Annotated in this window: 18 protein-coding genes and 1 pseudogene; 2 read left to right on the top strand and 17 right to left on the bottom strand. The window is 52.1% G+C overall.

Annotation, left to right across the window (positions count from 1 at the left end; translation table 11 throughout):
- Positions 1–171 precede the first annotated feature (171 nt).
- Genes VFG09_02130 through galT form a run of 6 tightly spaced genes read right to left on the bottom strand, consistent with a single transcriptional unit; the run spans position 172 to position 8,421 of the window.
- On the bottom strand, positions 172–660 hold the full coding sequence (locus VFG09_02130; GenBank protein ID HET6513929.1) for a hypothetical protein: 489 nt from the start codon (positions 658–660) through the stop codon (positions 172–174).
- On the bottom strand, positions 638–1,870 hold the full coding sequence (locus VFG09_02125; GenBank protein ID HET6513928.1) for a class I SAM-dependent RNA methyltransferase: 1,233 nt from the start codon (positions 1,868–1,870) through the stop codon (positions 638–640). The genes VFG09_02130 and VFG09_02125 overlap by 23 nt, the downstream gene beginning before the upstream one ends.
- A complete protein-coding gene (locus VFG09_02120; protein ID HET6513927.1) occupies positions 1,870–2,220 on the bottom strand; it encodes a response regulator in 351 nt (116 codons plus the stop codon). The genes VFG09_02125 and VFG09_02120 overlap by 1 nt, the downstream gene beginning before the upstream one ends.
- Positions 2,217–5,942 (bottom strand): PAS domain S-box protein, encoded by a 3,726-nt coding sequence (locus tag VFG09_02115; protein HET6513926.1) that lies wholly within the window; start codon positions 5,940–5,942, stop codon positions 2,217–2,219. Before VFG09_02115 ends, VFG09_02120 begins: the two co-directional genes overlap by 4 nt.
- Positions 5,943–5,951: 9 nt before the next feature.
- The gene (gene glgA, locus VFG09_02110) at positions 5,952–7,397 is read right to left on the bottom strand and encodes a glycogen synthase GlgA (GenBank protein HET6513925.1); all 1,446 of its coding nucleotides are present in this window, start codon (positions 7,395–7,397) and stop codon (positions 5,952–5,954) included.
- A 1-nt stretch (position 7,398) separates the two neighbouring features.
- On the bottom strand, positions 7,399–8,421 hold the full coding sequence (gene galT / locus VFG09_02105) for a galactose-1-phosphate uridylyltransferase (protein HET6513924.1): 1,023 nt from the start codon (positions 8,419–8,421) through the stop codon (positions 7,399–7,401).
- A 213-nt stretch (positions 8,422–8,634) separates the two neighbouring features.
- On the opposite strand from galT, the gene VFG09_02100 reads away from it, so the two are divergent.
- A complete protein-coding gene (locus VFG09_02100) occupies positions 8,635–9,603 on the top strand; it encodes an MBL fold metallo-hydrolase (protein ID HET6513923.1) in 969 nt (322 codons plus the stop codon).
- Between the two features lie 19 nt (positions 9,604–9,622).
- Here the strand turns inward: VFG09_02100 and speE are convergent, their stop codons facing one another.
- The 5 genes from speE to VFG09_02075 form a co-directional block, all read right to left on the bottom strand.
- Entirely contained in the window at positions 9,623–10,459 is an 837-nt protein-coding gene (speE, locus tag VFG09_02095) for a polyamine aminopropyltransferase (protein HET6513922.1), read from the bottom strand.
- 202 nt (positions 10,460–10,661) lie between these two features.
- Positions 10,662–11,795: a type III PLP-dependent enzyme gene (locus VFG09_02090; GenBank protein HET6513921.1), complete on the bottom strand. Its 1,134-nt coding sequence runs from the start codon at positions 11,793–11,795 to the stop codon at positions 10,662–10,664.
- Between the two features lie 817 nt (positions 11,796–12,612).
- Positions 12,613–13,086 (bottom strand): outer membrane lipid asymmetry maintenance protein MlaD, encoded by a 474-nt coding sequence (gene mlaD / locus VFG09_02085; GenBank protein ID HET6513920.1) that lies wholly within the window; start codon positions 13,084–13,086, stop codon positions 12,613–12,615.
- Entirely contained in the window at positions 13,083–14,333 is a 1,251-nt protein-coding gene (locus VFG09_02080; protein HET6513919.1) for an ATP-binding cassette domain-containing protein, read from the bottom strand. Before VFG09_02080 ends, mlaD begins: the two co-directional genes overlap by 4 nt.
- Before the next feature lie 7 nt (positions 14,334–14,340).
- On the bottom strand, positions 14,341–15,147 hold the full coding sequence (locus tag VFG09_02075) for an ABC transporter permease (protein HET6513918.1): 807 nt from the start codon (positions 15,145–15,147) through the stop codon (positions 14,341–14,343).
- A 286-nt stretch (positions 15,148–15,433) separates the two neighbouring features.
- On the opposite strand from VFG09_02075, the pseudogene VFG09_02070 reads away from it, so the two are divergent.
- Positions 15,434–15,727 (top strand): annotated as a pseudogene (locus VFG09_02070) (transposase).
- Positions 15,728–15,928: 201 nt separating this feature from the next.
- Here the strand turns inward: VFG09_02070 and VFG09_02065 are convergent.
- The 6 genes from VFG09_02065 to guaB form a co-directional block, all read right to left on the bottom strand.
- Entirely contained in the window at positions 15,929–16,597 is a 669-nt protein-coding gene (locus VFG09_02065; protein HET6513917.1) for a hypothetical protein, read from the bottom strand.
- Between the two features lie 11 nt (positions 16,598–16,608).
- Positions 16,609–17,340, bottom strand: coding sequence for a TlyA family RNA methyltransferase (locus VFG09_02060; protein HET6513916.1), 732 nt, complete (start codon positions 17,338–17,340; stop codon positions 16,609–16,611).
- Positions 17,341–17,384: 44 nt separating this feature from the next.
- Complete coding sequence (gene dxs / locus VFG09_02055; GenBank protein HET6513915.1) at positions 17,385–19,271, bottom strand: 1-deoxy-D-xylulose-5-phosphate synthase; 1,887 nt, start codon at positions 19,269–19,271, stop codon at positions 17,385–17,387.
- Positions 19,271–20,161: a farnesyl diphosphate synthase gene (locus tag VFG09_02050; GenBank protein HET6513914.1), complete on the bottom strand. Its 891-nt coding sequence runs from the start codon at positions 20,159–20,161 to the stop codon at positions 19,271–19,273. The genes dxs and VFG09_02050 overlap by 1 nt, the downstream gene beginning before the upstream one ends.
- 85 nt (positions 20,162–20,246) lie before the next feature.
- Positions 20,247–21,788 carry a glutamine-hydrolyzing GMP synthase gene (gene guaA, locus VFG09_02045; protein ID HET6513913.1) on the bottom strand — a complete coding sequence of 514 codons (1,542 nt, stop codon included), beginning with the start codon at positions 21,786–21,788 and terminating at the stop codon, positions 20,247–20,249.
- 47 nt (positions 21,789–21,835) lie between these two features.
- The coding region (gene guaB, locus VFG09_02040) for an IMP dehydrogenase (protein HET6513912.1) at positions 21,836–23,173 on the bottom strand (1,338 nt) is incomplete at its 5' end.

The raw sequence follows: 23,173 nt of genomic DNA, 5'->3' as shown, positions 1-23,173 counted from the left end.
CTCATAATAGTCTGCACATTCTTGGCCGTCATTCCCGCGAAGGCGGGAATCCACTTTGAACAGAATGGATGCCCGACTAAGGATCTCGGGCATGACCAATAATAGGGAGCACATCTGTAAATATTATTTTGAGACTGTTATTAAAATCTCACACGGAGATCTTCAGCACCTTCAGAGGCTGCTCGCCACAATGTTGCCGAGATCCTCCGCAACAAGATGAGTATAAACCCGTGTATCCCCGTTCTTCAAATGTTTCTCGGCGTTCGTCTTGGCAATCTGGCAGAGCTTCCTGAGCGCATCAAAGCGCTTTCCGTAATAGAGCCAGGGAAAGACATCCCCGACATCGGACTCCCTGAAAGGAAGGAGTTCTTCAGCCTTCACGCCGATATTCTTCAGGAGGAGAAAGAGATCACCGATCCTGGGATCAGATTTCCACGAGGCAAGTTTGAGGATGTCTTTCCAGGTGGACGCTATGTGGAGCCTCCTGAAATCCCCGGAAAGGTCCTTTATTACCTCCAGGATGTCACCGTTGACGATACGATACGCTTCTTCAGCGCAGTGGTAGAGTTCCCGGTGGGCTCTTCTCGATTCCTCGCTCGAGACGATCACTCTTTCCATGGTGACCGTGGGATGCCTTTCATTTCCGCCCCAGAACTGCAAGAGCCTCAACGTGATAGGTGTTGGGGAAAAAATCTATAAGACAGAGAGATTCCAGATCGTATCTCTCCCTCATCTTCTTGGTATCCCTTGCAAGGGTGGCGGGGTTACAGGATACATAAACAACCTTTTCGCTCCCCATCTCGACGACCTTTTTCAGAGCATCTGATGAAAGACCGGGCCGCGGCGGATCAAGGACCACAACATCGAAGGGGGAGTCTCCAAAGAGTTTCGCTGCCTTCTGCCTGTTGCCGGTTGTGAGGGCGTCGCCCACCGGCGCATGAAGAAACGTGCAGTTCTTGATGCCGTTCATCATGGCGTTTCTCTTCCCGTCCTCGACAGCGTAGCAGTTCTCCTCAACGGCCCTCACCTCTTTTGCCGTCATGGACAGGGGCAGGGAGAAGTTTCCCGCTCCCGCATAGAGATCGAGAACCCTCTTATCTTCAAGAGAGGCCAGTCTGTTCACGAACGTCTCGACGACCTTCCTGTTGAGCGCCCAGTGGCTCTGGAAAAAGCTCCACGGCGTAACCGAATACTGCAAACCGTTCAGATCGAGGGTGATGTAGTCCTTCCCCAAGGATTGTCCGTTATCAAAGGCTATACCCGATACCCCGATCTCCATAAGCTGCCCCGTGAGATCTTCAGATAAGTTTCCTCTTATGAGCAGAGCGATCGTATCACCGGCTATTACATGGACCTCTTTCAGACCTCTCAGATCGAGCGTATTCAGTTTCCGAAGAAGAACGTTAATCTCATCAACGACAACCGGACATTCATCAACGGGCATGACATCCCGTGTCCCCTCACGGAAATAACCGATCTCACCTTTCGATGAGACCTTAAACTGACACCGGTGGCGATACCGGAATTCCCTGTCCACAAGAGAAGGCATGAGCTGGATATCGAGGCCGCCGATCCGTCTCATCGTGTCAAGGATGATCTCTTCCTTAATCGAGACCTGTCTCTCATACTCCATAAACTGCAGCTGGCATCCTCCGCAGAGCGAAAAAATCTTGCACGGCGGCTCCCTCCTGAAGGACGAAGGGTCGAGGACATTCCTGACAGAGGCGAGGAGGTAGTCCTTCTTCCTCTCATCAATCGAGACCTCGACGAGTTCACCCGGTATGGCGCCCTTGATGAAGATCACCTTGCCGTCCCTGGCGATTGCATACCCGCCGTATACGGGTGATTCTGCCTTCACGGTCTGGAGCATTATTTCTTACCGAGAAGCTTCTTAATCGTCTCCTTCAGCTCCGTCAGTTCCGCCGATTTGACGATATACGCCTCTGACGCCCACACAGCAAAGTCATCCCGATAATCATAGGCCGTGGACATGATGATGGGGATCCGCGGCTTCTTCTCCTTCATCTGTCTCAGGATCTTTATGCCGTCGGTGTCGGGCATGAGGATATCAAGCGTCACAAGGTCCGGGTTCTCCTTTTCGAAGAGGTCCATGGCCTCAGAGCCTGTCGAAGCGACAACAACTTCGTAGCCTTCTTCCTCCAATTCCTCCTGATACAGCCTCCTGATATGCAGGTCATCGTCCACAATCAGTATCTTCATGATTCCTCCTTTCCTCTTTCTAGAAAAACCTTTATCGTCGTACCTTCTCCCGTCTTACTCTTCACTTCGATCCTCCCTTTATGCTCTTCGATGATCCGTCGCGTTATAGCGAGCCCCAGCCCGGTGCCTGTCGGCTTCGTCGTGTAAAAAGGATCAAAGATAAAGGGCAGATCCTTGTCCTCGATGCCGCCACCTGTATCGCTCACCTCAGCAACAACATGAGCGTTCTGCTGGTAGGTCTTCACAGCAATCTCGCCACGAGTGCCGACAGCCTGGATCGCATTATTCATGATATTGAGAAAGGCCTCCTTCACCCTGTCAGGATCGATGAGCGTGTTCGGCACGGTCCCCAGACCGAGATCCAGCTTGATGCCCCGCTCTGCAAGCTCCGACTCGACGAGAGAGATGACGTTGCCGATAATTTCGTTGATATTCACCTCTGTCTCAGATAACCTCACTTCCCGCACGAACCCGAGGATGTCCCTCAGGATCGCCTCGAGTCTTTTCACCTCATTGTTTATGATCGTTGCATATTCTTTAAGGTTCCCCTCGACCTTCTTCTCGAGTCGCTGTGCAAATCCCCCGATCGAGACAAGGGGGTTCCTGATCTCATGGGCGACCTTTGCGGCCACCTCTCCGAGGGCAGCCATTCGTTCGGCAGTGGCCAATCTCTCCTGTATCTGCTTTATTTCGGTAACGTCCCTGACAATGTGAACGGTCCCCATGAAATTGCCCGCCGTATCGAAGATCGGGGAGGTTGAGGTGAGGAACGTGCCGCCGAGATGAGGATCCTCAAGCTCCTCAACGAAGGACCTCTTCTCATGAACGGTCTTTTGATGAGGACATTGAGCCCAGGGCTCGTGCATGCCATGAAAGATCTCATAACATTTCTTCCCCACAAGCTCCCTTTCGGGCATTTTGAACCTCTCCGCAACAGCCTTATTAGCGCTCTTGATCGTATAATTCATGTCCGTGAAATAGACCATGTCCGATATCGACTTGAAGATGTTCTCGAGCTCAGCCTCTGCAAGGGAGACCTTTTCGAAGAGTTTTGCGCTCTCGATGGCCGTCGCCACCTGGTTAGAAAAGGCGGTCAGGAATTTCACGTCCTCCCCGGTAATCGGTTTCTTGTTGAAGAGGTTGTCCACCCACAGTACGCCGATCACCCTGTCCCTCGATATGAGGGGAACAACGGCATAGGCCTCTGTGCCGAGTTGCTGGATAATGACGGCATCTGAGAGCGGCCCCGTCCTCGCATCAGGAACGACGATAGGCCTTTTCTCCCTTGCTGAGAGGGTGAAGACGGAATCACTGTCGAGGGCGATCTCGATACCGACACTCAGCCTGTCGAGGAAGGAATCCTTTCTCACCGGCCCAACATCAATCTCATGCATAATATCAGTCAGGGAACGCTTGTCATGATCGAGCCTTCCCCATATGTCTCCCGCCTCTTCATAGCTCGAAGGACCAACGCCCATGACACCCTTGAGAACATGCTTGTCTTCGTCGGCAAGGAAGAGGGCAGCACGGTTGAAGCCGAGTCCCTCTCCCATGGTCACGGCAGTCAGGATCATCCTGAGAAGCCGGTCAAGCTCCAGGGTACTTCTCATGGCAGAACTGATGAAGAAGAGTCTCGAGAGCTCCTGGTTTCTCCTGATCAGTTCCTTCTCAACCCGCTTCTTTTCTGATATGTCCCTCGATATTCCGCTAATTCCGATGATCTCTCCCGTCGAGTCCTTTATCGGTGAAAGGGTGAGACTCACTTCCATGATCGACCCATCCTTCCGCTGCCGGACGGCCTCAATATCTTTGAGCACTTCGCCGTTCTTCACGCGTTCCGTGTACCCTTGCTCGGTCCCCTTCAAAAAGTCCGGCACAAAAGGATAGAATTTTCCTACAGCCTCGGCCTCACCAAAGCCGTAGATCTTTTCGGCGCCCTTGTTCCAGGAGGTTATGACCCCATTGAGGTCCGACGTCACGATCGCATCTGCTGAATTCTCTATGAGACTCTCGAGATATTCTTTTGTCTGGGTCCCCTCCCGGTAGAGCGCGAGCATCTCCTCCTGATAAAGGACCTTGTCGGTAATGTCCTGGATGTAGACAACGCATTCAGCTACATTCCCGTCTTCATCCTTGATCGGGTAGGATGAAAGCTCTGCGTAATTCAATCCGCTCACCTGGGTTATCGTGTTCATGTCCCCCGTTTCGCACGTGATCTGGGCTACGCAGTGAGGACAGATCCCTTTTCCCGTGTGAAAGACATCAAGGGCGCTTTTGCCGAGCATCTCATCAACCGGTACCCCTATCCACCGCTCCACAAATTTATTCACCGAGAGGATCGTATAATCCTTTCTCATGCTGATAATGCCTCCCTGAACGCTGTCAAAAAGGACATCGAGTCTTCTCTTTGCCTCCACAGCCTCCATCTCCTTCTGCAACTCAAGTTCGAAGGTCTTCGCCTTCTCGATCGCAATAGCCGAGAGGGAAGCGAAGCCCTCTGCCGTGCTGACGTCGTCTCCCGAGAAAGGGATCACGTCTCCCCGGGGCCCCGTCTTGTCAAAGAGCGCCCAGGTCCCTATGACCCGTTCTCCTGCTTTGAGGGGGACGTTGAGAGCAGATGTTGCTTCGAGATGGGGCACCCTCCATTCCGGAGGCATCTTTGACAGGTCGTCCACGATGACCGGTCTCCCCTCCTGCACAACCTTGCCCGGAAGCCCTTCGCCAACAGAGAGCGTCATCATATTTTCCTCAACATATTTCGGCAGGCCAAAAGACGCCTTTACGACGAGTTGACCGTCTTCAAGGAGCCGTATTAAACAGCCTCGAGCATCAAAGAGCCTTGTCGCATCTTCCGCTATTCTTCTGAGGACCTCATCGAGGTTGAGCGTAGAGGTGATCGCCTTTGCAAGCTCATACATCGCCCTCAGTTGCTGCAATTGCTTCTTTGTTGAAAGGTACAGGTCCTCGTTCTTCTCACTGATACTCTGCAACTCGCCGACCATCCTGTCGAAGCGGTCGGCGATAACGCCGAATTCATCCTTCCTTTTTGAGGCGATCCTGTAGTTCGGGTCACCGGTCATGATCCGGTCCGTTGCGGTCAGAATATCGCTGAAGGGTTCTTCAATGACCCTCCTCATGAAAAAAACGAGGTAAATAAAGCCGAAGGAACAGAGAAAGAGGAGAGCGGCAAAGTACAATACCATTTTCCTCTCGATCTCCTCTCCTCGGTCTATAGCACTGACGAAGGACTTCACCGACTTGCTGTAGAGGGCGTCCATCCGGATACGCAGCGCCCCTTCCTTTTCTTCAAGGGAGCCCAGAAGATTGAACATGATCTTATTTCCGACGGGCTGTTCGACAGCTATGACCTCTTGAGCGCGCACATTCGCTTCCTCGAACTCCCTGTCCAGAATTTCAAGGGCTTCCCTGTCTTCCGATACGGCATGGAGACTGGAGAAGCTCTTCTGGACCTGTCCGAGCCTCTCCCTGTAAAGCTTCCTGAATCTCTCGTTGCCCGTAACGGCCCATCCCTCAGCCGCCCTGATAACATCGCTTACGGAACCCTTCAGTTGCTCATAGAGCACGTGCTCCTCAGACGACGACCTGAGGACCTTGAAACTATTGCTCAGGCGTCCAAAGATAATCAGGCTCCCCGCCACAAAGATCCCGATGAGGAGGAGAAAGGTTATTCCAAAGAACTTCAGTTTCGACCTGACCGTCATGGCACCCTGTCAAAGCCTTTTCGCTCTGGCTGCCGCGGCATAAAGTTCCCTGTATGTTCTTGCCGAGTTCTCCCATGAGAAATCCTTCTTCATTGCAGCGGCGACCATGCTCTTCCATCTCCTCTTGTCGGCAAAGACGCAGAGAGACCGCTTCAGGCATTCCCCGAGAACCGTAGCCCGGTAATCTTCAAATAAGAAACCCGTTCCCGTTCCCTTCAAGGGATCGTAGTCCGTTATCGTGTCTGCAAGGCCGCCGGTCTTTCTCGCGACAGGGACCGTACCGTACCGCATGGCGATCATCTGGCCGAGGCCGCATGGCTCGTATCGGGAGGGCATAAGGAGTATGTCGCTCCCTGCATAGACGCGATGGGCAAAGGCCTCGTCATACCCGATCCTGACAAAGGCCGATCCCCTGTACTTTCCTGCAACGCGCGTAACACCCTCCTGCACCCGTTCGTCGCCTTTCCCCAGGATCACGAGCCTGACACCCCATGACATAATTTCATCCATCGCATCAAGAAAAATATCGAGGCCTTTCTGATCCGATAACCTTCCCACAAGGGCAACGAGCGGACTCTCCCTCTTGCCTGCAGCCAAGTTGCACTCTTCCATTAGCCTCTTCCTGCACAACACCTTCCCGGAAAGATCGGAGGCGTCATAACGTTCCGCTATATGGCTGTCAGTCAGGGGATTCCACTCCTCGATATCGATGCCGTTGATTACGCCGTACAGTTCCTTTGAACGCTTTCTCAGTACACCGTCAAGGCCGTATCCGTATTCCGGTGTGAGTATCTCCTCTGCATATGTCCGGCTCACGGTCGTTATGAAATCAGACGCAATAATTCCTGCCTTCAAAAAGTTCATCTTGCCATAAAACTCGATGCCCTCAGGGTTAAACCATTCCCAACCAAGACCGGTCAGGTAAAAGTCGGACAGGCCGAAGAGTCCCTGATATCCGAGATTATGGATAGTCAGCATGCTGGCAGCCCCGCCAAAGAAATCGTCGTGGTAGCGTGTCTTGAGATACAGGGGGACAAGGCCTGTCTGCCAGTCATTGCAATGGATAATATCGGGTTTCAGGTCCAGAGCCCTGCAGGCATCGAGCACTGCCCTGCTGAAAAAAATAAACCGCGAGGCGTTATCAGGATAGTCGCCCTGCGGCGTTCCGTAGAGCTCAGCCCTGTCGAAGAGTTCAGCGCATTCAAGCAAATATACTGACGATTCATGGGACCATACCCTTCCCCCATAATATCGTGTTCCCATAGGGATCTTCAGCGGAATACCCTTATCCCTGAGATCGAACCGCTCCGCCACCCCCCGGTAGAGAGGGAGCATGAGATAGGCCTCGATATCCGGCATTTTGCGATACTCTTTCAGGAGGGAGCCTGCAACGTCGGCAAGTCCTCCGGTCTTCACAAAAGGCACAGCCTCTGATGCCACAATAAGAACCTTCACGCTATATCTTCGCTTCCCTCATGTACTTTGCCGCTTCTTCAGGGAGCGTGGGGTTGATATAAAAACCTGACCCCCACTCAAAACCTGCTATCTTGGTGAGCTTCGGGATCAACTCAATATGCCAGTGGTAGTACTCATTGCTCTCCTCGCTAAAGGGCGAAGTGTGAACGATAAAATTATAAGGGGGGGTATCGAGAATCCTGTCCATCTGCTTGAGGATGGTCTGGAGCGCATCTGCAAGTCCGGAAAAACTCTTGTTGGGAGGATAAAAGGCAGGTTCGTGTTTCTTCGGCAGCAGCCATGTCTCGAAGGGCGCACGCGGTGCAAAGGGGGCGATAGCGACATACCCCGAGTTTTCATAGATGACCCGCTTGCCGCTCTCTATCTCCTGATTGATGACGTCGCAGAATATGCATCGCTCCTTGAACTCAAAATAATGCCGAGCAGCATCGACCTCCTCTTTGACGAGTTTCGGAACAATGGGAACTGCGATCAACTGGGAATGCGTATGCTCAAGAGACGCCCCTGCCGCATCACCCTCATTCTTGAAGATGAGCACATACTTGAAGCGCGAGTCTTTCTTGAGGTCGGTCAGTCTGAGATAGCAGGCCCAGAGCACATCCTCAACAGCCTTGAGGGACATGGTCGAAAGAGAGAGTTGATGATCAGGGGTCTCAACGACAACTTCGTGGGCCCCTATGCCGTTCATCTTGTCGAAGATCCCTTCTCCAGCCCTGTTCAGATCGCCATATATCTGCAGGGCAGGGAACTTGTTCGGCATGACCCGCAACGTCCAGCCAGGGGTATTGGGCTGAGACGGCGAAGGTCTAAAGGCCATAATCTCCTGGGGTGTAGTATACTCATTGCCCGGACAGAAAGGGCAGAAACCTCCCTTTCTCCTCTGCACCGGCGGAGAAGCAAAGTCTGTCGGTCGCTTGCCCCGTTCAACGGCGATGATGACCCATCTTCCTGAAATCGGGTCCTTCCTCAATTCTGGCATATGTCCTCCGCAGAATTCCTCAATCTTTTTGGATTTATTATATCACAATAGGGTATAATCGCCGATGTTCAGACACATATTTCATACGGTCTCCTAGGCCCCGGAGAGCGCGGAAGACATGCTCAAAAAAGCCTTTCATCAGACGAAGGACCCCTGCGAAGAAAACCGGAAGGTATTCCGGTGTCGCTTGAGGACTCTCTATGCGGAGGGGGTCATGGGCGTTGCCCCACCACTGTCATGAAACCGACGTTCCACCACCGATTGATCAACGATTCGTATGAAGATCCCTGTGTATTCATCAGGATGCTCCGGGAAAGCCGGGCGCTCCTGTTTGATGCAGGGGATCTAAGCAGACTGAAACCTGCAGACCTTCAGAAGGTGACGGACGTCTTTGTGACTCACACGCATATCGACCATTTCATCGGTTTCGACACCCTTCTCAGGGCATTGCTGCGAAGGGAGAAGGCATTGACGCTCTATGGCCCTGAGAATATAATCGAGTGCGTTGAAGGGAAACTGAGGGGCTATACGTGGAACCTCATTGAGCAGTACCCGATGACGATAGAAGTCTTCAGCCTTACCGAAAAAGAGGTGAGACGGGCTTCTTTCTCAGCACGGGAGAGTTTCAGAAGAATCGATAAAGGGACATGGCCCTTTGATGGCACAGCGCTCAATGACCCTCCCTATAAGGTGAAGACGGCAATCCTCTCCCATGGGACGCCCTGTCTCGGGTTCAGCCTGGAGGAGGACTATCATATCAACATTGACAAGGCGGCATTACTCGCCATGGGCCTTCCTGTGGGGCCGTGGCTGGGTGATCTGAAAGAATTGATCAGACAGAAGGCACTCCCGGAGACGCAAATATTCGTCGAAGGAAGGGGCTTGGCCTTTTCCGATCTTGCTCATATCGCCGGTATCACCGAAGGACAGAAGATCTCTTACATAACCGATGTCTCTCCTGAAGAGGAGAACAGAGAAAGGATCATAGGACTTGTTCGGGGCTCAGACACCTTCTACTGCGAGGCTTATTTTCTCCATGCTGATATGGAGAGGGCGGTGGAGCGGCACCATCTCACCGCAAGACTTGCAGGCGAAATCGCCAGGAAGGCTGAGGTAAAAAACCTCATGGTGATGCACTTCTCGCCGAAATACCGCGACCTCCCCGGCATCATCGAATCCGAAGCGATGAGGGAATTCCTTGGGTAGACCAGATTCAACGACACGATCACCACGGCAGTTTCTTCGCCATGAGTTTTTCGTACATCCTGCGGGGGAGAAAGGTCTGCTGGTGAACCTCGTCGCTGTAGTACTTCGTATCGATCCTGAATTCCCTTCTCATCTGGCGGAGGTCGTGTTTCTTTGACGCTGCGGAAAAAGTCCACCAGTTGCCCGCATATGTGGCGAGACAGGCCGTATAGAGGTCGACAATCGGAAATATGAGTCTCATCTCTTCCTGGACTTCCGTCACGATGTCCTTGTGGAAATGCAAAGATTCCGAGAGGGTCACAAACATCCCTTCATCCGTCAGCGACTCCTTGACCGATTTGAAAAACTCAACGGTAAAGAGGCTCTTTGCGAAGCCGATGATGTCTGTAGAATCGACAATGATGATATCGATGTCGCTGTTTCTGCTCTTCACAAATTCGGCGCCGTCCATGCACCGTATCTCGACACGGCTGTCTGCGATACCGGATGCGACGGTGGGGAAGAACTTCTTCGCGACGTTGATCACCTCTCCATCGATCTCGATAAAGTAGACCTTTTCTACAGCGTCGTGTTTCAACACCTCCCTCACCGTTCCACCGTCACCTCCGCCGATGACGACGACGTTCCTCGGGTTCGGATGGGCGTGCATCAGGACGTGGACAAGCATCTCGTGGTAAAAGAATTCATCCCGTTCCGTTATCTGTACTACGCCATCAAGGATGAGTATCTTGCCGAAATGGGAATTCTCGATCACCATGATCTCCTGGAAAGGACTCCTGCCCTTATAGAGGACCTTTTCGACGGCATAGACATACTGTATCGGGGCATAGGGATCTCTTTCAAAAAACTTAATCATTGTTCCTCCTGCTCGCATAAGGATTTATTAATGTTCTCAAAATTGAGTAGACAGTTGATGAGAAAATCTCCCCTATCCCTCTTTGCCAAAGAGGGGTAATAATCCCTTCCTTTGGAAAAGGGAGGTCAGGAGGGATTTCTTGAGAATCATGTAAACCCTATTATGAGAACTTTAGTAACCACTGAGTTCACGCAGATTCCCCCTATATTAAAATGGTCTTCGGAATCGAAAATCCATTGAACTCGGAGGCATAGGAAATCGTATAGGCGCCGCTTGAGGGTATGAGGATGCGATTCCCGACTTCCGGCTCAGGCAGCTCCACATCCCGGTCGATCACATCAAAGCTGTCACAGCTCGGTCCCGCGATCGTCCAACTCTTCACCTCGCTCCTGCTCCCTACAACATAGTTGTATTTGATTCCCCCGATGCTCTCCATGAGTCCGTTAAAAACGCCGACGTCGATATAGAGCCAGTTCTCATCGCCCCGTTTCGCCTTGCCGATTACCGTGGCGACAAAGACTCCCGCATCGCCGATGACCGCCCTCCCGGGCTCAATGAATATCTCGACATCCTTAGGGAACTTCTGTGAGATCACCCTATCGACCTTCTTCTCTATCGTTGAAATCTCGACCACGTTCTTCGTATACCGGATGGGATAGCCCCCGCCGATGTTGATCATGCTCAAAGGAATCCCTTTCTCCTCGGCCAACTCCCACACCTCCTTGGTCTTATCAATCGCCGTGTTCCAGTTGTAAACATTATGGCACTGTGAACCTACGTGAAAGGTGATTCCAACGGGATTGAGTCCCCTCTCCTGCGCAAATACGAGGAGGTCTGCCGCTTCGTCAAGCTCGACGCCGAACTTCTTGCTCAAAGGCCACTCGCTGCCCTCGTTCGGAACGGACAACCTCACATAGACCTTAGCACCGGGAGCAACGCGTGCGAGTTTTTCGACCTCGGGAAGGGAATCAAAGGCAAAATACCGCACCCCATATCCGACAGCCTGCTCCAGGAATTTCAATGTCTTGACCGGGTTACTCGTTATGATCCTTTCCGGCTCAACGCCGAGGGACGAAAGGATCTGCAATTCGCCTTCGGAAGCGATTTCGAAACCGACGCCGAAACTGTTCAGGAATGCCAGAACGTCTCTGTCGGGATTCGCCTTGACTGCAAAGAAAACCTTCGAATTTCTGATACCGCTCCCTATGATCGAGACCTTTTCCCGGGCTACTTCCCTGTCTATGAGCAGGTAAGGCGCGGGCTCATCGCTCAGGGCTATGTAATTGAGGACCTTGTTCCAGGTCGCTCTGCTGATGAAATCGGGTGTCATCTCCATAAAGAAAACCTCAGTGGATTCTTATTATATAAAAAGTCGCCAGAAATTATGCAACACTGTGAACCGGTATCGCGTAGGAAGGGAGAGGGGTTATTGGCCGATTCCCCAGTGTAGTGCGGCGGAAAATCCTTTACTTAAGAAAATCGGTCAGATTCTTTGCTTGTCATTCCCGAAGTAGTAATCGGAAATCCATTTTCTTTGAGTGCGGGGAGACTTGGATTCCAGCCTTTCCGCCCCGGCGGATCAGCCCAGGCTGCTCTTGGGTGTAGTTGCTCATACCTGACCTGACGGTCAGTGTACGGTAGAGTCCCGTCAGATAGGGTTCTTGAGGAAGGCAACGTTTCTTTCCCAAGCTCACGGTTGTCGTTAACACCGACCAGTCCGCAGTTTCGCCGTAGCGAAACTGAAAAAGACTTCGCCCACAAATACGCAGGCATGCCTATGCGTCCATTCTGCGCTTGCTCCTTGGACAGGTGGCAGTGTAGTAGCTTGAGTCATGCATGTTTCAAACAGTATTCGATAAAAAAGTCTCATCCTCTGGGTAAAGAAGGTTTTATCCCGTACCTATTATAATATGATTTCGCGAGGCTAAGGGGTGGGATTCCATGGGAGCCGAGATCGCAACTGCACCGACGAGTCGATACTTTCAGGAAAACGACTCGCCAGCAAGAGCACAATCGTAATAAATCACTTTCGTTCCAGACAATGAAGGCGATGCCGTCAGCCAATGACATGAGCATGAAGGAGGCCGGACAGATCGGACACATAAGAAGTATCCGTGGAATGAGCCGTTTTTTCATGTCTCTTCTCTCAAAAATCATTTGGTATCCTTACTATTGCCCTTCGTGACATCTCCAAATATGTATTTACCCAGCAGGTCCTCTATATTAATAGGCGGGGTGGTGTCGATAATCGTCCCTCCAGGTTTCAGGATTTCACCGCTGCCTCCTGGATCGATCTTGACGAATTTATCGCCGATGAGACCGGCGGTCTTGATTGACGCGATTGCGTCGCTGTAAACCTTTATTCCTTTTTTGATCTTCAATTCCGCTAATGCCATCTGTCGCTCATGGTCCAAACTCAGTCGTGCCACCCTTCCCACTTCAATGCCATCAATCTCGATCGGGCTATCGACACGCAGTCCCGATACCGAATCGAAGCGGGCATTAAGTGAATAGTAATCATCACTGAAAAGGGAGACCTTGCCGAGTTTCACTGTCATATAACCCACGCAGAGCAGCCCGATAACCACAAATATGCCGACAACAGACTCCATTGAATAGTTCTTCATTTCAGACTACCCTCCTTTCCGCACTTATATGTTACGATGATCTTTTGATTCTTCGCTGCCCTTTCTAAGATCTGCTCAAGTGTATCAGAGAAACTGACTTCAGTTATGCCTGCAGTCACCGATATTTCAAAGCACTTCTCGATTCCTGTGTTTCCCCGGCTGAGCGCTTGGATCTCAGGGAGAGCCTTTTGTTCGAGCCCCTGAGCAAAATCACGCATTAATTGCTCGGCTTCTTCAGGCCCTGCGTTGGGCAGAATCGTAAGAATATCGTCTCTGAAGTGGCGCGCGGAAAAACCTCCCAACGGACTGAAATAGTTTTTTATATGCTCTGCGAGGGTCTTGAGGACCTCTAAGGCAGCTTGCCATCCAATCGCAGCTGCAAGAATGTCAAGATCAATGCTAAAAAGCAGGGCAGCGCTTTTGATATCGACCGTTCCGCCGCCCGGCATCCGAACATATCTGGATTTGAACCTCTCTTTCGAAATCAGGCCCGTGAGTTCATCCCGGAGACCCTCAAGGCTTTGAAGATATTCAGCGATCATAGGATGTTTAAGCTTAGACAGTTCCTCATAAGTTCCATGAAAAGCGATCTTTCCCTCCCAGAGAAGGAGGATACGGTCAGAGATGAAAAAGACATCGGGGATGTCATGGCTGACAAGAACAGCGGTGAACTTAAACTGTTTTCTGTAGTGGGCGATCATGCTCAGTATCACGTTTTTCCTTATCGGGTCCTGTCCTGTTGTCGGCTCGTCAAAAAGCACTATTGCCGGATCTGTAACAAGCGCCCGCGCCAGTGCCACCCGCTTCTGCATCCCGCCGGAGAGTTCTGACGGGTACTTATGAGCAACGTCCGCGAGTTCCAGCTGTTCGATCCGCGACATGACCTTTCCGCTGATCTGCTTCTTCCCGATATTTGTCGTCTGCCTGAGCGGGAGGGCTATATTATCAAAGACCGTCATGGAATCAAAAAGAGCGTTATTCTGGAACATATAGCTGACCGCACTCCTGTATTTGTCCCATTCTGTCTTCTTCATTTTGTTAACGGGCAATCCCCTAAAAAGTATGGTCCCTTCATCAGGAGGGAGAAGGCCGATGATGTGTTTGAGGAGGACGCTCTTACCTGTGCCGCTTTTCCCAATTATCGTGGTAATCTGGTTTTCGTAAATCTTGAGATTCGCTCCATCAAGCACGGTATTTTCGTTAAAGCGCTTGGTGACATCCCTGAATTCTATCAAAGGCGTTTCCATAATACCTTTACATTAAGAACGATGTTATAACGTAGTCTGCGATAAGGATCATGACACAGGACAATACGACAGCCGAGGTGGTTGAGAGACTGACGCTTTTTGCTCCGTAGCTATCAGTACGGAGATGAGTGAAGTACCCCTGGTAGCAGCAGATTGTCGATACAAGCACCGCAAAGACGATTGATTTGATGAACCCTCCCCTGATATCTGTCATATCCACATACGCATGTATTCGATAGAAGTAAACGCCCTCATTGACACCGAGGAGGACAACGCCGGAGAGATAGCCGCCGAGGATCCCGATGAGATCGAAGAAGGCTGTCAGCAGGGGAAAGCTGATAATAGAGGCAGCGATACGTGGACTGATGAGATACCTGACGGGGTCGACCCGCATTGTATACAGGGCATCAATCTGCTCGGAAATACGGAGGATGCCGATTTCAGCCGTCATCGCGGAGCCCGCCCGTGCGGTTATCATGATCGCAGTCAGGACAGGCCCCAACTCCCTGATAAGCGAGAGGGCTATGACAGAGCCGAGGAACCCCGTTGAACCTACTTTCGTAAGCGTATGATATAGCTGCAGGCCGAGGACCATGCCGGTGAAGAGGCCGATGAGCATCACGATATTCGATGACCGTGCGCCGATGTAAAAGACCTGCTGAATAATCTCCCGTATCTGTTTGGGCCGGAATATCTTCACAAAGGCAAGCGCAAAGAAGATAGCTGCTGAGCCAAGATCGTTTATGACTTGCACTGTCCCTTTGCCGAGTGGATGGAAAAAAGGCAAGAAAGAAACCTTCTGCTGTTCTGTCATTGTTCTTCCTTAATAGTGTAGTTTTATGGGCTAACCCTCAATTTGGTATGACAGTCGGCGCAAAAAAGACAGCCCTCTCTATTTAATAGATAGCATATATAGCCAATTGTTACAACTATTTTTGTGTTTCACCTTCAGAAATTGCATCTACAAAATGATGACCAAAAGGATTATTGTAGAGCCTGTAGCACAAATCGGCGGTAGCGGATAGATATTTGCGCAACGGGCAATATGTCATTGGGAGCGTGATAAAATAGAGGCCATTGATGTTTCGGGAGGAGGAGAGATGGCCTATAACATGAAGGAGTGCAACAGGGATCAGATATCTCTGATGCCGCCGAGTTTGCAGGAGTGGCTGCCGGAGAAGGGTCTGGCATGGTTTCTGATAGATGTAGTGGAGCAGTTTGATCTTGGCGAGTATTACCGCAAATACCGAGAGGACGGTCGGGGACAGTCGTGGTATGATCCGAAGATGATGGTGGCTTTGTTGCTATACGCTTACAGTAACGGAATACGGTCGTCCCGGAAGATAGCGTCGTTATGCAGGAGGGACATTGGGTTTAAGGTAATTGCGGCGAACAGTTCGATGTGAGACCATGCGCCCACCGCTGACGATACACTCAAGCTACGGGGCAAAGTCAACAGTTTCTACCAGTCGAAACTTGCGTCGATTTCAGGAAGCATGTGCTTTTGGATCACCGATTCTGAACGGTCTTAGTTTCGAAGGGAATTCATCGGCAGTTGTACAGTGGCTGTTTGGTGAAACCCTAATTTCTACAATCTACTTCGGCCTCCTCGCAGAAATGAGTTTCTTGGCAATTGCACGCAACGCCTCGGAAACATTCTTGTTCTTTTCAAGGGTCGCGAGGTCTTTACTCTTCAACTGCGTAATCAGAGTGGTCCCGATGCCTATCGGTGTCTTCGGGTTGTTGACGAGGGCCAGAACGATGTTGTAGTTCTTCATCCATTCCCTGTTCTTCGAGATGAGACGGAGGGCGTCTTCGGGGATATTCCGTGAATGTGCGACAAGTTCAGCCTCCGTTTCCGTCACCTTCGGGTTCTTGAGGACGCTGAGGACCACCTCCTTATTCGAATCCTTTGACAGGACAGATCGTATGTCTCGCCCTCCCCTCAGGGCGAGGGCGATCTTTTCGCCGACGGTGAGGGCCTGCATCCTCTGGAGGAGGCTGTGTTTTTTTTCGTCTTCGGTGAGGATCGCCTTTTTGTGATGAGGATGTTCTTCCACTTCTGCAGCAAGACTGACGGCCTTCTCTGCCTCTTCCCTGATCCCATGGGGAACATTGGGACTCTCAATGAGCAGGTTCAGTATTTCCGGTCTGTCGGTATTGGCTTTCAGAATATCCTCCAGGATCTCAGGCCCCACAGCATCCTCTATGAGGATTTCGAGGACCTCCTTCGACGCCAGGGACATGTCAAATGCTAAAAGCATGGTTTCATCATTCATGGCTTCCTCAACAATAGAAAGAATTCGATATTTCCCTTTTGGCCCGGGACCGGTGAACGGAACTCCCCCGACACCTTTAACCCCATTCCTTCGGCAAAGGCCCTCACAGAGTCCACGGCTGCGAGCCTTTTATCTTCTTCCCTCACAATGCCGCCCTTTCCGACCTCTCCCCTGCCGACCTCAAATTGAGGCTTTACGAGAGCAAGGATCTCGCCGCTCTTTCCAAGAAACTCCGCGACCTTCGGCAGTATCTTCTTCAGAGAGATAAAGGAGACGTCTATGCTTGCGAAATCGATCTCCTCGGGGACCTTCTTCCTGTCGAGATGGCGTATGTTCGTCCTCTCGAAGAGGACGACCCTTGCGTCATTTCTCAACGACCATGAAAGCTGTCCGTACCCGACATCTATGCAATATATCTTTCTTGCGCCCTTCTGCAACATACAGTCTGTGAACCCGCCGGTGGAAGATCCGACATCCATTGCAACGGCACCGTCAAGATCTATGCCAAAATGTTCTATGGCGGCCTCGAGTTTCAGTCCGCCACGGCTTACGTAAGGAATATCACCGCCCCTGACTGCAAGACCGACGTCTCGGGTAAACATGGCGCCGGCCTTTGTGACAGGCGCGTCATTGACAAGGATCTTTCCTTCCATGATCAACGCCCGGGCACGCTCCCGACTGGCGGCTATCCCCCGTTCTACCAGGATGACATCAAGGCGTTCTTTCATGAGGATAAAAGGTGATCACAAGGCCGGTGCAACAGCGATGACTTTCAGAGAAGGAAAGAGGAGGACGTAAAGCATGTCTTGCAAAGGGCATAAATACCGTCTTCATCGAGACCATACTTCCTCTTCAGAATCGCCTGCGATCCATGCTCAACAAACTCATTGTCCACACCAATTCTCCACACCTGAACGTCCGTCAGCCCGGCCCTGCTGAGACATTCGAGTATCGCCGAGCCAAAACCCCCAGCGAGGACATTTTCTTCGACCGTGACGATGCGCTTCGTCTTCTCTGCCACCGATCTTACCAGTTCTTCATCAAGGGGAGTGATGAAACGGGCATTGATTACGGACGCCCTGATGCCATCCTTCATTAACCTTTCAGCCGCTTTCAAGGCGGGATGGACGGTATTGCCGATCGCTACAATCGCCATATCATCGCCTTCAGACAGCACTTCGGCCTTTCCGGTCCTCAGTTCTCCGTTGCAGCCCCGCGACACCGGAATCTGAACCACCTTTCCCCTTGGATAGCGTATCGCTGACGGACCGTTGTGCTGCAAGGCCAGCCGCAACATGGACTTCAGCTCTTCACCGTCTTTCGGCGCCATGAAAAGAAGGTTGGGAATATGCCGCAAAAAACTTAAATCAAAGAGGCCCTGGTGCGTCGGGCCGTCTTCCCCGACGATGCCGCCCCTGTCGACAGCAAAAACAACGGGGAGGTTCTGGAGGCAGACATCATGAACGATCTCGTCATAGGCCCTCTGGAGAAAGGTAGAATAGATCGCAACGACAGGCCTCAATCCCTGAGAGGCGAGGCCGGCAGCAAAGGTCACAGCATGGGGCTCTGCAATGCCGACATCATAAAAACGCTCGGGGTATCTTTTCGCAAAACAATCGAGGCCCGTTCCTTCACGCATGGCAGCAGAGATCGTGATGACCCTGATATCCTCTCCGGCGAGCCTTGTTACTTCCTGCCCGAAGAGCTCGCTGTACGTGGGGTCATTAGTATTCGAACGGACAAGCCCCGTATCCTTATCAAAGGGGCCGATTCCGTGGAATACACAGGGATCTTCTTCTGAGAATTGATACCCCTTGCCCTTTGTTGTCATGACATGGATCAGGGTAGGCGAATCACAGGGGATCGTCCGTTTCAAGGTCTCTGTGAGGGCCGCGATGTCATGGCCATCGATAGGCCCGACATAGTTGAACCCGAGTTCTTCAAAGAGGATCCCGGGAAGGAAGAATCCCTTGACCATTTCTTCAGTGCGCTGCGCCAGCTTTGACACGGGTGTGCCGAACTTCGGTATATGCGCGAGGAAGGTCTTTGTCTCCTTCTTGAATCTCCGGTATGCCTCACCCGTGAGTATCCGGTTCAGGTATGCCGAGAGCGCGCCGACATTCTCCGAGATCGACATCTCATTGTCATTGAGAACGACGATGAGGTTCTTCTTCAGTTGTCCGGCATGGTTCAGTCCTTCAAAGGCAAGGCCTGACGTCATCGACCCGTCACCGATCACCGCAACGACATTGAAGTCTTCACCCTTCTTGTCTCTCGCCTCAATGATCCCAAGGGCCGCCGAGATCGACGTCGAACTGTGGCCCGCTCCGAAGACGTCATAGGGGCTTTCATCAATCCTCGGGAAGCCCGAGAGGCCCTTGTATTTCCGCAACGTCGAAAACCTCTCATATCGCCCCGTAAGGAGCTTATGGGGGTAGGACTGATGGCCCACATCCCAGATGATCTTGTCTGAAGGGGTATCGAGGACGGAATGAAGGGCAATGGTCAATTCAATAACACCGAGGTTCGATGCAAGGTGTCCGCCGCCGGAAGAGACCTGTTCAATGATTACCTTCCTCAGCTCTTCCGCAAGGGCCGACAGTTTGTTCTTCGGCAGCCTCTTGAGATCGTCCGGTGACTGAATCCTATCGAGGATCATCAGTTCCTCCTCCTGAGGATGTAAGGCGCTATCTCACGCAACGGCTCAGCCCTTTTCGGTAATGATTCCAGCGCCCGGACAGCATTCTCAACAAGTTCGCCGGCCTTCCTCCGGGATTGTTCAATCCCATAGAGTCCAGGGTAAGTCGTCTTTTTCTTCCTCTCGTCAGACCCCGTCTCCTTGCCGAGTTCCCTGCTGTCTCCCTGTATATCAAGTATATCATCAATGATCTGGAATGCAAGACCGATGTTTTCTCCATACTGTGTCAGTGCCGAGAGGTTCTTCTTCCCTGACCCTGCAAGTATGGCTCCCATCCGCACCGATACCGTAATGAGGGCTCCTGTCTTATGGGCGTGGATGAAGGCAAGATTGTCGCTGTCCAGCGCCGTATTCTCAGAACGAACATCCTCTGCCTGGCCGCCGACCATGCCGTGAGCACCGGCAGCCAGCGCGGTCTCACGGATAATCCTGAGAACTGAGCGGTGCGCAGCGAGTGACGAGCGGCGGCTCTTTGTCGCGAGGAGATAGAAGGCCTCAGTCAATAAGGCATCTCCGGCAAGGACGGCGATGCCCTCGCCGAAGACCTTATGGTTCGTCGGTTTTCCCCTTCTGAGGTCATCATTGTCCATGGCAGGCAGGTCATCATGGATCAACGAATAGGTATGGATAAACTCCAGGGAAGCTGCCTGAGGGAGGATATCTTCGGCAGTTCCGCCACAGGCCTCATGGGAAGCAAGGGCAAGGATCGGCCTGAGTCTCTTGCCTCCCGCAAACAGGGAGTAGGTCATCGCTTCGTTAAGGTGAGCCGGCACCAACCCGCCGTCAAAATATGACGACAGGAATGAATCAACAAGCGCGCGTTTTTCCGTGAGATAGGCCTTTATATCCATCGCTCTTCCGGTCTGCTGCCCGTGCCCCACCTTCTATGACAGTTTCTACACATCAGATATAAAAAATGACGAAACAATAACAGGATCATTCCCACTCAATGGTGCTCGGCGGCTTCGAACTGATATCGTAGGCAACCCTGTTCACACCTTTCACCTCGTTGATGATCCTGTTCGAGATCCTTCCCAGGACCTCATAGGGCATTTGGGCCCAGTCTGCCGTCATTCCGTCGAGGCTTGTAACTGCCCTCACGGAAACGACATGTTCATATGTCCTCTCGTCACCCATCACGCCGACGCTCTTCACCGGAAGGATAACGGCAAAGGCCTGCCATATCCGCCGGTAAAGTCCTGCAGCCTTTATCTCCTCAAGAACTATGGCATCTGCCTCCCTCAGGATGGCAAGCCTCTCCTCCGTGATCTCCCCGATACACCGTATGGCGAGTCCTGGTCCGGGAAACGGATGCCTCCAGCATATCTCTTCGGGAAGGCCGAGTTCCTCCCCGAGGACCCTCACCTCGTCTTTGAACAGTTCCCTCAAGGGCTCTATGAGCTTCAACTTCATCACCTCGGGAAGGCCGCCCACATTATGGTGGCTCTTTATTACCGCCGAGGGCCCCTTGAACGAGACGCTCTCAATAACATCGGGGTAGAGGGTCCCCTGAGCGAGAAACTCAGCATCCCTTATCTTTCGAGCTTCTTCCTCGAAAACGGCGATGAATTCGTTTCCGATGATCTTCCGCTTCTTCTCAGGGTCAGCGACTCCCTTGAGTTTCCCGAGAAATCTCCTCTTTGCATCCACGGAGATCAGCTTCATATGAAAGTGGTCCTGAAAGGTCTTCCTGACTTTCTCCGCCTCCCCCTTTCGCAAGAGACCATTGTCGACAAAGATGCAGGTGAGACTGTCCGCAACCGCCCGGTGAACAAGGAGAGCAACGACTGATGAATCGACACCTCCGCTCAGGGCGCATATCACCTTCTTTCCTCCGACCTTGCCCCGGATATCGGAAACGGCCCATGCGATGAATGATGCCATCTCCCAGGTGGGCTTACATCCGCATATCGTATAGACGAAGTTATGGAGGATCCTTCTACCTTCGTCGGTATGGACGACCTCGGGATGAAACTGAAGCGCATAGAACTTCCTCTTCCTGTCGGCCATAGAGGCTATGGGAGAATTAGGAGTATGTCCGATGATTACAAACCCCTCAGGGAGTGCCTCGATCCTGTCCCCGTGGCTCATCCAGACATTGGACTTCAGGGGGATTCCCCAGAGGAGGTCTGCATCACTGTCAACGGTAAGCTCAGCTCTTCCATATTCCCTTTTCACTGCCCTCGCCACCTCTCCGCCCAGGCCATGGCCCATCAACTGCATGCCGTAACAAATGCCGAGGACCGGTATCCCGAGGCTGAATATCCCCTTGTCGGGGACCGGCGCTCCATGGTCATAGACGCTCGAAGGTCCTCCTGACAGGACAATGCCTTTCGGGCCGAAGGCAGTTATCTTTTCGATCGACGCATTAAAGGGTAGGATCTCGGAATAGACCTTGCTCTCCCTTATCCGCCTCGCTATGAGCTGGGTATACTGGGACCCGAAATCAAGGACGAGTATCTTGTCGGTATTCGTCATAGTGCGCTGCGTTTCATGTCCCATGTGTCCGGACGAATCATAGTCTTCTATTGTTCTATCCGGTAGTTCGGAGCCTCTTTTGTGATGATGACGTCATGGACGTGGCTCTCTCTTAATCCGGCGTTGGTGATCCTTATGAACCTCGCCTTTCTCCTCAACTCGGCGAGGTTCCTGCATCCGCAATAACCCATGCCGGCCCTGAGGCCGCCCATCAATTGATGAACGCTCTGTGCAAGGGGGCCTTTGTTCGGAACCCTTCCTTCCACTCCCTCGGGAACGAGTTTCTTGGATTCAACACCCTCCTGCATATAGCGGTCCTTCGCACCCTGTTCCATAGCTCCCAGAGAGCCCATGCCGCGATAAACTTTATAACTCCGTCCCTGGTACAATATCGTCTCGCCGGGAGATTCGTCGGTACCGGCAAAGAGGCCGCCGATCATGACGGAATGGGCTCCGGCAGCCAGGGCCTTTGTTATATCACCGGAGTACTTGATGCCTCCGTCTGCGATAATCGGGATGTTATACTTTCTTGCCACGGCATAGCAGTCCATAATCGCCGTGATCTGGGGCACCCCGGCGCCGGCAACGATTCGTGTGGTGCAGATGGAGCCCGGGCCGATCCCGAGTTTGACGGCATCAGCCCCTGCCTTTATAAGATCGCCGATACCTTCCGGTGTGGCCACATTGCCGGCAATAATGTCGATTTCGAACCCCTTCTTCAACCTCTTCAGGGTCTCGATCACCGCCTTGGTATGGCCGTGTGCCGTATCGATGACGATGACATCGACGCCCGCCTTTACGAGCAACTCTGCACGCATGAAGGCCTCGTCTCCCACGCCAACTGCAGCGCCTACACGGAGTCTTCCCTTGTCGTCCTTACAGGCATTGGGGTATTTCCGCCGTTTCTCTATATCCTTTATGGTGATGAGCCCCTTGAGATTGAACTCCTTATCCACGATGGGAAGCTTCTCAATCTTGTATTTGTGGAGCAGTTCCTTTGCCTTGTCAAGGCTCGTCCCCACGGGCGCCGTTATGAGGCTTTCCTTCGTCATAACGTCCGAGACCTTCTTCGAGAGCCTCGTCTCGAACCTCAGGTCCCTGTTGGTTAGGATGCCGATGAGCTTGCCTTCTACCGTAGCGGGAACTCCCGATATCCGATACTTTTCCATGAGTTTTAGTGCCTCAGAAATCGGCGCATCAGGTCCGATAGTAATCGGGTCGATGATCATGCCGCTTTCCGACTTCTTGACCTTATCAATCTCTGTAGCCTGCCGATGGGGCGACATCGCCCTGTGCACGATGCCGATGCCTCCTTCTCGTGCCATTGCTATGGCCAGGGCTGCCTCCGTAACGGTATCCATGGCAGAACTGAGGAGAGGAATATT

The organism is Thermodesulfovibrionales bacterium (genome assembly GCA_035686305.1).
Classification (GTDB): domain Bacteria; phylum Nitrospirota; class Thermodesulfovibrionia; order Thermodesulfovibrionales; family UBA9159; genus DASRZP01.
This window is presented reverse-complemented; position numbering and strand designations above follow the sequence as displayed.

Coding starts and splice junctions, on each gene's coding strand:
- VFG09_02060 (HET6513916.1), bottom strand. CDS start 17,340: ATGAAAGAACGCCTTGATGTCATCCTGGTAGAACGGGGGATAGCCGCC.
- guaA (HET6513913.1), bottom strand. CDS start 21,788: ATGACGAATACCGACAAGATACTCGTCCTTGATTTCGGGTCCCAGTAT.
- VFG09_02080 (HET6513919.1), bottom strand. CDS start 14,333: ATGGAAACGCCTTTGATAGAATTCAGGGATGTCACCAAGCGCTTTAAC.
- speE (HET6513922.1), bottom strand. CDS start 10,459: ATGATTAAGTTTTTTGAAAGAGATCCCTATGCCCCGATACAGTATGTC.
- dxs (HET6513915.1), bottom strand. CDS start 19,271: ATGATCCTCGATAGGATTCAGTCACCGGACGATCTCAAGAGGCTGCCG.
- VFG09_02100 (HET6513923.1), top strand. CDS start 8,635: ATGAAACCGACGTTCCACCACCGATTGATCAACGATTCGTATGAAGAT.
- VFG09_02065 (HET6513917.1), bottom strand. CDS start 16,597: ATGCTTTTAGCATTTGACATGTCCCTGGCGTCGAAGGAGGTCCTCGAA.
- VFG09_02125 (HET6513928.1), bottom strand. CDS start 1,870: ATGCTCCAGACCGTGAAGGCAGAATCACCCGTATACGGCGGGTATGCA.
- mlaD (HET6513920.1), bottom strand. CDS start 13,086: ATGAAGAACTATTCAATGGAGTCTGTTGTCGGCATATTTGTGGTTATC.
- VFG09_02120 (HET6513927.1), bottom strand. CDS start 2,220: ATGAAGATACTGATTGTGGACGATGACCTGCATATCAGGAGGCTGTAT.
- VFG09_02075 (HET6513918.1), bottom strand. CDS start 15,147: ATGACAGAACAGCAGAAGGTTTCTTTCTTGCCTTTTTTCCATCCACTC.
- VFG09_02090 (HET6513921.1), bottom strand. CDS start 11,795: ATGGAGATGACACCCGATTTCATCAGCAGAGCGACCTGGAACAAGGTC.
- VFG09_02050 (HET6513914.1), bottom strand. CDS start 20,161: ATGGATATAAAGGCCTATCTCACGGAAAAACGCGCGCTTGTTGATTCA.
- VFG09_02115 (HET6513926.1), bottom strand. CDS start 5,942: ATGACGGTCAGGTCGAAACTGAAGTTCTTTGGAATAACCTTTCTCCTC.